Genomic DNA, 12,792 nt, shown 5'->3' on the forward strand with positions numbered 1-12,792 from the left:
CCGTGAAGAACGCAGGCCAGCTGTCACGACGTCAGATGCTGTCCGCTGCCGGTTTCATCGGCCTGGCGGCGCTCACCGGCTGTGGAGGCGGAGGGGACGGCGGCGACACCAAGGACCTCTCCAAGAAGCGCGACGGCGCCATGAAGGAGTACCGGGCCGGTGAGCGGTTCAAGGCGTCGAGGCCGCTGTCGTTCTCCGTGCTGCACAACAACAACCCGGTCTATCCGATGAAGGACGACTGGCTGTTCTGGAAGGAGGTCACCCGGCGCACCGGAATCACCCTGAAGCCGGTCGCCGTCCCGCTGAGCGACTACGAGAAGAAGCGCAGCGTCCTCATCGGGGCGGGCGACGCCCCGTTCCTCATCCCCAAGACCTACCACCCCTCGGAGGTCGCCTTCGTGTCCTCGGGAGCGATCCTCCCGGTGAGCGACTACGTGCACCTCATGCCCAACTTCCGCGAGAAGGTCAGAAAGTGGAAGCTGGAGCCGGAGCTGGATTCCGTCCGCCAGTCCGACGGCAAGTACTACCTGCTGCCCGGCCTGCACGAGAAGGTCAAGTCCCAGTACTCGCTGGCCCTGCGCACGGACGTCCTGGACAAGCTCGGGCTGGCTCTGCCCACGACCTGGGACCAGGTCCACGACGTCTTCAGGGCCGTCAAGGCCGAGCACCCCGGCCTCTACCCCTTCTCCGACCGCTGGAGCACCAACACGCCCTTCCCGGCGGCCGCGTTGCTCAGCTACCTGGGCCAGGCGCACGGGGTGAAGGCCGGCTGGACCTACGACAACATCAGCTTCGACGCGAAGGCGGGCGAGTTCGTCTTCACCGGAGCCACGGACGGCTACCGCCAGGTGGTCGAGTACCTGAGGAAACTGGTCGCCGACAAGCTCATGGACCCGGAGAGCTTCACCCAGACCGACGACGACGCGGTGCAGAAGCTGCTGGGACAGAAGTCCTTCGCGATCAGCGCCAATCCCCAGGAGCTGGTCCAGAACTACCGCTACAACCTGGAGAAGCAGGTCAAGGGCGCGAAGATCGAGATGGTGCCGGTCCCGCTCGGCCCGGCCGGCCCCGTGGTGCTGGGCGGCGCACGGCTGGAGAACGGCGTCATGGTCTCCACCAGGGCCCTCAAGAGCGACACCTTCGTCGCGATGATGCAGTTCGTCGACTGGCTCTGGTACTCCGACGAGGGGCAGCAGTTCGCCAAGTGGGGGGTGCGGGGCACCACCTACACCCGCTCGGGCGGCCGGTACCGGCTCGAACCCGGCATCAGTCTGATGGGCTCGGACCCGGACGCGCCGAAGGACCTTCAGAAGGACTACGGCTTCTTCAACGGCGTATTCACCTACGGCGGCAGCTGGGAGCTGGTGTCCTCGTCGTTCGGCCCGGACGAGAAGAGGTTCCAGAACGCGATGGCCGGGCGCGAGCAACTGCCCATCGACCCGGCCCATCCGCTGCGGTCCGAGGAGCAGGAGCAGGCCTCGCTCTGGGACACCCCGCTGAGGGACCACGTCACCCAGAACATGCTCAAGTTCGCCCTCGGCAAGCGCCCGCTGTCCGAATGGGGCGGCTACGTGACCGAGCTGAAGGCCAAGAACATGGACCGGCTCGTCGACCTGCACAACAAGGCGCGCGAACGCTTCACGAAGGAGAACGGGTGATCAGCGTCCCGGCCGGACCGACAGGCCGTTTCTCCGACGCCTGGCGGCACTGCGTCGGCACCGGCCGGGCCGAACTCGCCCTGCGCCGCGACCACCAGGACTCCCTGAGGCTGCTGCGGCGCGACATCGGATTCCGGCACATCCGCGGCCACGGCCTGTTCAGCGACGGCATGGGCGTCCACCGTCCCTACGAGCACGAGGGCGTCCGCCGCGTCCACCACAGCTTCACCTACATCGACCAGGTGCTCGACGCCTACCTGGACGCAGGCGTCCGGCCGTTCCTGGAACTGGGGTTCATGCCCGCCGGACTGGCCTCCGGCGAGCAGACGGTCTTCTGGTGGCGGGGCAACGTCACCCCGCCCCGCTCCCTGCGCGAGTGGGCCGAGCTGGTGCGCGCGACGCTCGTCCACCTCGTCGACCGCTACGGCCCGGACGAGGTGCGGACCTGGCCGATCGAGGTGTGGAACGAGCCCAACCTGCGCGACTTCTGGCAGGACGCCGACGAGGACGCCTACCACCGGCTGTACGAGGTCACCGCGCACACGGTCAAGGACGTGGACGCCGGCCTCCAGGTGGGAGGCCCCGCGATCTCGCCCGGCGCCGACGAATGGCTCGACCGGTTCGCCGAGTTCACCGAACGCCGGGCCGTCCCGGTCGACTTCGTGTCGAAGCACGCCTACACCTCCGGCCCCGCCCAGCACGTTCCCTTCGGCGTCCACCAGACCCTCGCCCCCGCCCGTGACCTCCTCGACCAGTTCGCCACGCCTCGTGAACGGCTCAAAGGCACCGCGCTGGCCGGACTGCCCGTGCACATCACGGAGTTCAACTCCTCCTACCGCCCCGACAACCCGATCCACGACACCGCGTTCCAGGCCGCCTACCTCGCCCCCGTGCTCGCCCACGGCGGTGATCTCGCGGACTCCTTCTCCTACTGGACCTTCAGCGACACGTTCGAGGAGGCCGGCGTCCCCACGGCCCTCTTCCACGGCGGCTTCGGACTCCTCACCCACCGCCAGATCAGGAAACCGGCCTACCACCTGTACGCGTTCATGGCCCGCACGGGCACCGAGCTGCTGGCGCGGGGCGACGACCACCTCGTCACCCGCCACGCGGACGGCAGGATCGCGGTCTTGGCCTGGGCGCCCGTCGACCCGACGGGGCGCACCCCCGGCCCCGACCGGCACGCGCTGAACCTGTCGCTGCCCGCCACCGGCCGGGAGGTCTTCGTCCGCCGGTCCAGCGTCGACGAGGAGCGGGGCAACGCGTACACCGCCTGGCGGCACATGGGCAGCCCGCGCTCGCCGCGTCTCGCGCAGCTGGACGTCCTCCACGAGGCCGCCGAACCCGCGCGCAGCCACCGGCGGCTCCCCGTCCACGAGGGCCGCGCCGTGCTGGCCCTGACCCTGGCCCGCCACGAGATCACCCTCGTGGAGCTGACTCCGGTGACCGACGAGACGCCGCCCTGGTGGGACGAGCGGCGGATCCTGGGCCGGCCCGCGCCATGAGCCCCACCCCTGCCCGGCGCCCCCGGCCGCACACCCCGTCCGGGCCCGGTCCCGGGCCGCTTCCGACGCCCAACGCCTGTCAGGGGGACCCGTGAGCACCGTGAACACCGTCGGTTTCGGCGCCGGACCGCTCTCCCGCGCCGCCGCCCTGCTCCACACCCTCCTCACGGTCGAGGCCCTGTTCCTCGCGACCGCCGCGCCGGGCCTGGCCGGCCTGATGGCCCTGGGCCCCGACCCGGCCAACCTGCCCCTGGCCGCCGTCTGCCTGACGCCGCTCGCCCCGGCCGCCTCCGCCGCGCTGTACGCCCTGCATCACCGCAGCCGGGACCTCACCGACCTGCACCCGGCCCGGGCGTTCGCACGCGGACTGCGCCTGAACGCGCTGCCCGCGCTGAGACTGTGGACGCCGCTGTCGGCCTGGCTCACGGTGATCGCCTTCACCCTCACCCACTTCGCCGCCACCGGTCTGCCCCTGTGGTGGGCGGTCCTCCTCGGAGCCGTCGGCGCCGCCTGTCTGCTCTGGGGCGCCCACGCGCTCGTCCTCACCTCGCTGTTCACCTTCCGCGCCCGGGACACCGCGCGCCTGGCCGCCTACTTCCTGCTCCGGCGGCGGAGCGTCACCCTGTCCGCGGCCTCGCTGCTGGTCCTCGCGGCCGCCGTGACCGCCGCGTTCACGGAGGCCCTGACCGCCCTCCTCGCCGCACCCCTGCTGCTCTCCCTGCTGCGGTCGAGCCGCCCGGTGATCGCCGAGACCCGGGAGGAGTTCACCGCGTGAGCGGGCACCACCCCCGCGACGCGGGCCGCCACCGCGTCAGTGGACGGTGCGCCCGTGCTCGTCGGGAATGCCCGACTTGCGCAGGAAGTAGCTGTTCACCTGGTCCCGCCACTCACGGGCGACGCGCACCTGCTCGTCATAGCGTTCCGCGACCCGCGCGTGGCGCGCCGGGTCCACCAGATCCGCGAGGCCCGCCCACACCCGGCGGGCCTCCTCGGCCTCCTCGACCCCTTCGAAGTGCGTGTCGTAGATGTGCTGCACGACCGTCTTCCCGCTGCTCAGGACATGCCCGTAGGGCACGTGGTGGAAGAACAGCAGCAACTCGTCCGGGCACGAGGCCGCCGACTCGTACAGCGCGGACCAGGGGCCGCCGTACTGGCCCGCGAAACCGGTTCCGGTCGCCACGCTGCGGTCGACGCCGATCCCGTCCCGGTCGGCGAAGTGGTACGTGCCCCAGGGGCTGTACTCGTAGCCGTCGACGGCGGGCCCGTAGTGATGTCCGGGCTGCACCATGAAGCCCACGCCCAGCGGGGCGGTGTACTTCTCGTAGGTCCGCCAGGAGCCCCGGAGCACCGCGCGCAGACCGTCCGCCAGCCGTCCGGGGGCGGCCGGGAAGGTGAGCGCGATCCACTCGTCCAGGATCCGCAGCGGGTCGGCGTCCGGCCGCCAGGCGAGCCGGCCGAAGGTGTAGAGGTTCGCCTGGGCCAGCGGATGCCCCGTCCAGAACGGGTCGTCGCCGACGTTGGACACCGCCACCGCCCCGGCGCCCGCGAGCGCGGCGACGGTCGGTCCCTGGTCGCCGCCCGGACGGAAGCGCAGCACCTCGCTCCACATCGGCCCGAGCCAGCACACGTGCCGCTGCTGCCCGGTGTACTCCTGGGTGGCCTGCACCTCCACGGCGACCCGGGTGCGCGGCAGCGCGCCGAACACGGGCGAGACCGGCTCGCGGACCTGGAAGTCCATCGGCCCGTGCTTGACCTGGAGCACCGCGTTGGGAGCGAACTCCCCGTCCAGCGGCGCGAAATGGTCGTACGCGGCCCGCGCCCGGTCGGTCGAGCGGTCCCGCCAGTCCTGGCGGTGGTCGTACACGAAGGCCCGCCAGTGGACCGTGCCGTCGTACGGGGCGAGGGCCGCGGCCAGCATGTTCGCGCCGTCCGCGTGCGTACGGCCGTAGGTGAACGGGCCGGGCCGGCCCTCCGAGTCGGCCTTCACCACGAACCCGCCGAAGTCCCAGATCGCCTCGTACACGTCGTGCACGGCCTTCGCCCACCAGTCGCGCACGGCGCCGTCCAGGGGATCGGCGGTGGGCAGCCGGCCGAGCACCACCGGCGCGGCGAAGGTGACCGACAGATGCGTCCGGACGCCGTACGGCCGCAGCGCTCCGGCGATGCGCGCGACGTCGCCGATCCGGTCGGTGAGCAGACGGGCCTCGACGTCGTGCACGTTGACGTTGTTGACCGACACGGCGTTGACGCCGCAGGACGCCAGCAGCCTGCCGTACGCCCGGACGCGCTCGAGGTCGTCGCGGGCCCGCCCGTCCTGCCAGAACAGGGAGCCGCCGGCGTACCCGCGCTCCACCTGCCCCATGACCGGATGGACAGCCACGTTGTCCCAGTGGTCCAGCATCCGCAGGGCCGTCGCCGGCCGGTGCTCCTCGCGCGGCCGTGCGCCGCGGAAGGCGTCCTCGCCCAGCCGTACGACGTGGAACAGCCCGTACAGCAGCCCGCGTTGACCGGCCGCCGTGACGGTGGTCGTCCCCGCGGCACGTTCGAGGACGAACCCCTCGCCGCCGTCACCGTCGCCGGTGCCGCCGTCGTCGGCCACGCGCAGGACGAGGTCGTACGAGGCGGCCGGGGCGTCCGGCGCGCCCCGCGTCGTCTCCCCGCCGAACCGCGCGCAGGCGGCGGCCACTTCGCCGTGCACGGTCTCCACCAGCGGGCCCGAGCCGTGGACCCGGGTCCGCCGCACGCCCAGCGCCCGGAACGCCTCGGGCGGCAGCCAGGCGGGGTCGACCCCCTCGGGCAGGACGGGCACGGTGTTCGGCATGCTCCCCCTCGGGTGATGCGGACCGGCGCGGCGCCGACGAGGCCGTGATCCCATTCTGGGACACGCGTGGCCGCCGGTACAGCGGGCATCGGTGGCCGGCCGCCGGTTTCAGGACAGCAACTCGACCTCCGCCAGGCGCAGTTCGCCCGCCGTTGTGCCTGTGCCGTCCTTCCCGTCGAACACCAGCCGGTAGTGCCCGTACCCGCCGGGCCGCGCGATCGTGAAGGCCCGCGTCTGGCGGTCCCACCGGAAGTCCTCCGCGGACCGCCGGTCCAGGTCCGTCCACGCACGGCCGTCCGCGGACCCCTGCAACGTCCAGCCGCCGGGGGCGCGCGTGTGGTCGGCGCACGTCAGGGTGTACTGCCGCGCCGCGGTCCGCGCCGTGACCGGCAGGACGATCGTGTCCGGCACGGCTGCCTGCGTCGCCGACGTGTCGTCGAACAGCGGGCCCCCGCCGCCCTTCAGCGCGTCCGTACGGGGCGTGGGGACCTTGTCGTCACGGCTGATCGAGACCGGCCCCGCGTTCTCGCCGGTCCCCCACGCAGAGGGCCGCGGCCCCATGGCGAAGTCCAGGACCGCGCCCTTGGCGAGGAGGGCGTGGGGCAGCGCGGTGGACGTCCAGGGACGCCCGTCGACCTTCAGGCCCTGCACGTAGACGTTGCGCGCGCTGTTCCGCGGCGCCCTGACCACCAGGTCCTTGCCGTTCTCCAGGTGCACGGTCGCCTTGGTGAACAGGGGGGAGCCGACCGCGTACTCGCCGCCGCCCATCACCAGCGGGTAGAAGCCGAGCGCGGAGAACAGGTACCAGGCGGACTGCTCGCCGTTGTCCTCGTCGCCGTGGTAGCCCTGTCCGATCGCGCTGCCCGTGTAGAGCCGGGAGAGCACCTCGCGCGCCTTCGCCTGCGTCTTCCACGGCTGCCCGGCCGCGTCGTACATGTAGACGGCGTGATGGGCGACCTGGTTGGAGTGCCCGTACATGCCCATCCGCACGTCCCTGGCCTCGGTCATCTCGTGGATCACCCCGCCGTACGAGCCCGCGAACCGGGGGGAGGCGGTCTCCGGGGTGGCGAAGTAGGCGTCGAGCTTCTTCGCCAGTCCGCCGCGGCCGCCGTACAGGGCGGCCAGGCCGCGGCTGTCCTGCGGCGCGGTGAAGGCGTAGCCCCAGCCGTTGGTCTCGGTGTAGTCGTAGCCCCACACCCTCGGGTCGTAGTCGCCGGACGGCACCCGCCGGCCGCCCTTGTCGTCCTTGCCCTGGAAGAAGCCGGCTTCGGGGTCGAAGAGGTGCACATAGCCCTGGGCGCGGTTCAGGAAGTACGCGGACTCCTCCTTGTAGCGCTCCAGGCCCGTCCGCCGGTACAGGGCCTGGCCCATGCGTGCGATGCCGTAGTCGTTGAGGTAGCCCTCCAGCGCCCACGACAGCCCCTCGTGGGTGGCGGTGCTCGTGTAGCCGAGGAAGGGGGAGGTCGACATGCCCTTGCGGCCCACCCCCGAGGCGGGCGGGACGACCGTCGCGTTCTTCAGGGCCGCCTCGTAGGCCGCCGCGGCGTCGAAGCGCACCCCCTTGACGTACGCGTCGGCGAAGGCCACGTCCGAGGACGTGCCGGTCATCAGGTCGGCGTAACCGGGGGAGGACCAGCGGGAGGTCCAGCCGCCGTCCTTGTACTGCTGCACGAAACCGTCGGCCAGCACGCCGGCCTGCTTCGGGGTGAGCAGCGCGTAGGCGGGCCAGGTCGTCCGGTAGGTGTCCCAGAAACCGTTGTTCACGTAGACCTTGCCGTCCACGATCCGCGCGCCGGTGTGCGTGGGCGTGTCGGGGCCCGGCATCGGCGAGAAGGGCGAGGCGTACCGGTACGTGTCGCCCACCTGCTCGAAACCGGAGTTGGGGTACAGGTACAGCCGGTACAGGCTGGAGTACAGCGTCGTCAGCTGGTCCTGGCTCGCGCCTTCGACCTCCACCCTGCCCAGGAGGTCGTCCCACTGCCGCTGGGCCCGCGCCTCGACGGTCGCGAAATCGGTGCCCGCCGGGATCTCCCGCCGCAGGTTGTCCCGGGCCTGGTCGACGCCGATGAGCGAGGTCGCCAGGCGCAGGGTGACGGTGCGGTCGGCGCCCGCGTCGAACCGCAGGTAGCCCTTCACCCCGTTCGACGCGCCGTCGGTCACCGGCGCGTCGAACTCGCCGTACACGAAGAGCCGGGTCGCTCCCGCCGACAGCCCCGACTTCACGTCCGAGTAGCCGGTGACGACACCGGCTTCCTCGTCCAGCGCGAGCCCGGCCTGCTCGGTGACGTTGTCGAAGACGACGCTCGCGTCCGGGCCCGGGTAGGTGAAGCGAAGGGCGGCCGCGTGGTCGGTGGGGGCCAGTTCGGCCCTGAGGCCGTTCTCGAAACGCACGCCGTAGTAGTAGGGGCGGGCCGTCTCGTTCGTGTGCCGGAAGGCCAGTGCCCGATCCGTCCGTCCGGTGTCCGGGACGCCGGCCGCGGCGGACGGCATCACCTGGAACGTCTGCCGGTCGCCCATCCAGGGACTCGGCTCGTGGCTCGCGCCGAACGCCTGGATCGTGGGCAGGTTGTCGGCGTTGTTGCCGCGTGCGTAGTCGTACAGCCAGCCGAGCGACGACGCGTTCGTCACCGGCGTCCAGAAGTTGAAGCCATGGGGCACCGCCGTGGCGGGGAACGTGTTCCCCCGGGAGAAGGCGCCGCTGGACTGGGTGCCGCGCGTCGTCAGCGCGTAGTCCGAGAGATGGGCCTTCCTCGGCTCCGGGGCCGCCGTGCGCAGCGCGACGTCGTCCACCCAGCCCCGGAACCGGGCGGGCCCGGCGGGGGAGTCGTAGGCCAGCAGGATCCGGTCGACGGTCTTCCCCGCCGCCACCGCGCCGATCCCCGCCACCACGTCGTTCCACTGGTTGACGTAGAGCACCTTCGCCGCGCCCTGCCCGCGGGGCGACAACGGGAACCCGTACTGGTCGCGCGCGCCGAGCGCGCTCAGATACGTCCCGTCCGTGAAGGCCAGGTCGACCGAGACGTGGGTGGCCGCGTAGTCCAGGTCGCCGTCCGCCATCGCGGGGAAGATCCGGTAGGCGAGCCGGGTGCGCGGGCCGACCCGCACGTCGACGTCGAAGACCTTGTTGTACGAGTACGCCCGGCCGGCGGCGGTGTGCCGGCCCGCGTAGCGCAGCGCCCTGCGGCCCGTGAACCCGGCTTGGGCCTTGGCCGTCGGCGATCCGGCGGGTCCGCGGTCCACGGTGGTGAGCATGTCCGGCGGGACGGGCCCGTCGTCCCCGCCGGTGCCGAACCGCACGTCGGCGAGTTGCAGGATCGGGGCGCCGTGGTTGCGGGAGACGTCCAGCCGGAAGTGCCGGTACTCGGCCGGGGCCGCGAGGTCGTAGGCGCGGGTCTGCAACCGCTCGGCGAAGGACTCCCCGGTGCGGCTGTCGAGCCGGGTCCAGGCGGTGCCGTCCGCCGAGCCGGACAGGGTCCAGTCGGCGGGGTCGCGCTCGGCGGCGTCGTTCGCGGACGTCAGCGCGTAGGCGCTCACCCGGGCGGGCCGGTCGAGGTCGAACTCGACCCAGCCGTCGGCGGCGAAGGCCAGCCACTTGGTGCTCGCCTCGCCGTCGACGAGGTTCTCCTTCACCTCGCCGCCCGCCGTGTTCTCGGCACTGGCCCGGACGTCGGTGACCCGGTCGGTCACGTCGCCGGGAAGCCCGCCGCCGTAGCCGCCGTCGACGCCCGAGGCGCGCTTGCCGCCGACGGGTGCGGACTCGACGGTGCTCAGCCAGTCCGGGGCGCGCTCACCCGCCTCGAACGACGAGGCGAACTCCCGCTCGGGGAGCGGGTCCCGGGACGGCAGCGCGGCCGCCGTTCCCGGTGGGCCGCCGGCCGTCACGACCACAACGGCCGCGATCACGACCGCCCACCACCGCCCAGACCTTTGCATGCGTGAGCACCCTCCCCAGCGCCGGACCACGCCCCGGACAACGTTGTCCTCCTGGTTGCGCAGGAATCAGTAGGTGGGCAAGTGGACAGTGATGTCAAGAAGGTTGAGGGCGTCGGTGAGGGGTCATTTCATGCAATTCTCCGGCAAGGCGCCCGTCCGCCGGTCATATTTCCAGGAGGTCTCAACTCGGAAAAGACCCGCGGCCAACCTTGTATTCGATCTTGCCCATTCGGCCGGGAATGGACTATACCTGTCGGCGATTCACCCTCCGTCCCGTGAGACCTCCGCACCACGCGCTCCGTACGACCCTGCTTGACCCGACCGCGGCGCCGGGAAGGATCCGGCGCACCGCCCGAGTTCCGGAGAAGGCGAGGACTTGAGCATGGGATCCCCCTCCGAGCACCACGGCCCTGAGCACGAGGGCTTCGAGAAGCACGACGCCGGCCGGCGCGCCGGAAGGCGCGGTTTCGAGAGCAAGGGCGCCGCGGGCGTCGGGCGCAGAGATCTGATCAGGAGATCGGCGGCCCTCGGCCTGATCTCCGTCCCGGCGATGGGATTCCTGGCGGCCTGCGCCAGCAGCGGCGGGGGCGGCGAGGACAAGGCCAAGGCGGGAAAGAAGACCGCGAAGAACCCGCTCGCCGTCAACGAGACCGCCCAGCTGGAATTCGTCCTGTTCGACGGCGGTTTCGGCAAGGAGTACGCCGAGGACGCGGTGAAGATCTACGAGAAGAACTTCCCCGGAGCGAAGGTGAAGTTCTCGGCCACGCAGAAGATCCAGTCGACGCTCCAGCCCCGTTTCAACCAGGGCACCCCGCCCGACCTCATCGACAACTCCGGCGCCGAACAGATGGACATGGGCGTCCTGGTGGGCAAGAACCAGCTCGCCGACCTCACGCCGCTCCTCGACGCCCCCTCCTTCGACGACCCGGCCAAGAAGGTCCGCGACACCCTGCGCCCCGGCATCGTCGAGATGGGCCAGTTCGACGGCGCCCCGGTGTGGATCATGTACTACGCCTACACCGTCTACGGCGTCTGGTACTCACAGAAGGCGCTCGGCTCGCTCGACGCCGAGTATCCGCAGACCTGGGACGAGATGCTCGCGGTCTGCGCGAAGGCCAAGAAGAAGGGCATCGCCGGCTGGACGTATGCGGGCAAGTACCCCTATTACCTTCCCTTCTCGCTGTACCCGATGATCGGCAAGGTGGGTGGCCGAGAGGTCCTCGACGCCATCGACAACCTGGAGCCGAACGCCTGGCGGCACCCGGCCGTGAAGGCGTGCTTCGAGGCGTACTACGAGCTCTACAAGAAGGGCTACGTGCTGAAGGGCACTCCGGGGCTCGACCACATCCAGTCGCAGACCGCGTGGGCCAAGGGCAAGGCGCTGTTCCTCCCCAACGGGTCCTGGGTGGAGAACGAGTCGGCGAACGTCATCCCGGCGGACTTCGACCTGGCGGTGTCCGCGCCCACCGGCATCGACTCCTCCGACAAGATGCCCTTCGGCACCATCTGGGCCTCCGGCGGCGAGCCGTTCATCGTCCCGGCCAAGGCGAACAACACCGCCGGCGGCATGGAGCAACTGCGCGTCATGCTCAGCGAGGCGTCGTCGAAGAACTTCACCTCCAAGGTCAAGTCGCTCACCGCGTACAACGGCGGCACCGACGGCATCACGCTGACACCGGGGCTGAAGTCGGGCGTCGCCGCCCTGGACAAGGCGGGCTCCAACGTGGTGAATCCACGGCTTCAGGACTGGTACGTCCAGTTGCAGAAGGAGAAGATCGGGGTCTCCGGTCTGGGCGAGATGATGGCCGGCCGGATCACCCCCGCCGAGGCGATCAAGAAAATCCAGGACTACGCCGACGCGACCGCCAAGGACGCCTCGGTCAAGCATTACAAGCACCAGTGACGACGGAAACACCGCGAAGCGTCCGCAGAAGCACCGGAGTGGCGATGCAGCACGGCAAATACCGGTTCATCGTGGGGTTCCTGGCGCCGCCCCTGGGGCTGTACGCGCTCTTCGTGGTGTGGCCGTTCGTCCAGTCCATCTACTACTCGTTCACGGACTGGACCGGCCTCAGCCCCGAATTCACGATGGTCGGCCTGGCCAATTACCGCAGGATGCTGGACGACGACATCTTCTGGAAGTCCCTCCAGCACAGTCTGATGTTCGCGGTCGTGCTGCCGCTGGTGACGATCGGACTGGCGCTGTTCTTCTCCTTCATGATCAATGTCGGCGGGCGGCGACGAAGAGGCGGTCCGGTGGTGTCCGGCGTCCGCGGCTCCTCCTTCTACAAGATCGTGTATTTCTTCCCGCAGGTGCTCTCCATCGCCATCGTCGCCCTGCTGTTCGCCTTCGCGTACAACCCGGACAGCGGCGCCGTCAACTCGTTCCTGCGCGGGATCGGCCTGGACGGCGTACAGCCACTCTGGCTCGGCGATCCCGGCCTCGCGCTGTGGTGCGTCATGGCCGTGCTCGTCTGGTCGACGGTCGGATTCTTCGTGGTCCTGTTCTCGGCAGGCATGGCCTCCATCCCCGCCGACCTCTACGAGGCCGCGCTGCTCGACGGCGCGAACCGGTCCACGACGTTCTTCCGCCTCACCCTCCCGCTGCTCTGGGACACGGTGCAGTCGGGCTGGGTCTACATGGGCATCCTCGCGCTGGGCGCCGAGTCGTTCGCGGTCGTGCAGATCATGACGACCGGGCCGGGCGGCCCCGACTACTCGACCACCGTCATGGTGCTGTACGTCTACCAGAAGGCCTTCCGCGACGGTCAGGCCGCCTACGCCACCACCATCGGCGTCGCCCTGCTCGTCGTGACGCTGGCCTTCGCCGCGCTCGTGCTGCGGCTGGGCCGGCGCGAGCGGCTGGAGTACTGAC

At 70.8% G+C, this 12,792-nt stretch carries 7 protein-coding genes; 5 read left to right on the forward strand and 2 right to left on the reverse strand.

What is annotated here, in order from left to right:
- The first annotated feature begins 2 nt into the window (after window positions 1-2).
- The 3 genes from ACGFSH_RS24400 (at window position 3) to ACGFSH_RS24410 (ending at window position 3,938) form a co-directional block, all read left to right on the forward strand.
- Window positions 3-1,658 carry an extracellular solute-binding protein gene (locus tag ACGFSH_RS24400; RefSeq protein WP_393352064.1) on the forward strand — a complete coding sequence of 552 codons (1,656 nt, stop codon included), beginning with the start codon at window positions 3-5 and terminating at the stop codon, window positions 1,656-1,658.
- Entirely contained in the window at window positions 1,655-3,163 is a 1,509-nt protein-coding gene (locus ACGFSH_RS24405; RefSeq protein ID WP_393352067.1) for a xylan 1,4-beta-xylosidase, read from the forward strand. Before ACGFSH_RS24400 ends, ACGFSH_RS24405 begins: the two co-directional genes overlap by 4 nt.
- A gap of 91 nt (window positions 3,164-3,254) precedes the next feature.
- Entirely contained in the window at window positions 3,255-3,938 is a 684-nt protein-coding gene (locus ACGFSH_RS24410; RefSeq protein ID WP_393352070.1) for a hypothetical protein, read from the forward strand.
- Window positions 3,939-3,974: 36 nt separating this feature from the next.
- On the opposite strand, the gene ACGFSH_RS24415 is transcribed toward ACGFSH_RS24410, so the two are convergent.
- Both ACGFSH_RS24415 and ACGFSH_RS24420 read right to left on the reverse strand, forming a co-directional pair.
- On the reverse strand, window positions 3,975-5,984 hold the full coding sequence (locus tag ACGFSH_RS24415) for an alpha-glucuronidase (protein WP_393352073.1): 2,010 nt from the start codon (window positions 5,982-5,984) through the stop codon (window positions 3,975-3,977).
- 108 nt (window positions 5,985-6,092) lie between these two features.
- A complete protein-coding gene (locus ACGFSH_RS24420) occupies window positions 6,093-9,917 on the reverse strand; it encodes a GH92 family glycosyl hydrolase (protein ID WP_393352075.1) in 3,825 nt (1,274 codons plus the stop codon).
- Window positions 9,918-10,299: 382 nt separating this feature from the next.
- Here ACGFSH_RS24420 and ngcE point away from each other — a divergent pair, with 382 nt between their 5' ends.
- Both ngcE and ACGFSH_RS24430 read left to right on the forward strand, forming a co-directional pair.
- Complete coding sequence (ngcE, locus tag ACGFSH_RS24425) at window positions 10,300-11,820, forward strand: N-acetylglucosamine/diacetylchitobiose ABC transporter substrate-binding protein (RefSeq protein ID WP_393352078.1); 1,521 nt, start codon at window positions 10,300-10,302, stop codon at window positions 11,818-11,820.
- Between the two features lie 44 nt (window positions 11,821-11,864).
- On the forward strand, window positions 11,865-12,791 hold the full coding sequence (locus ACGFSH_RS24430; RefSeq protein WP_393352081.1) for a carbohydrate ABC transporter permease: 927 nt from the start codon (window positions 11,865-11,867) through the stop codon (window positions 12,789-12,791).
- Window position 12,792 lies beyond the last annotated feature (1 nt).

Origin of the sequence: Streptomyces sp. NPDC048481 (assembly GCF_043200075.1) — a bacterium.
In the GTDB taxonomy this organism is placed as follows: domain Bacteria; phylum Actinomycetota; class Actinomycetes; order Streptomycetales; family Streptomycetaceae; genus Streptomyces.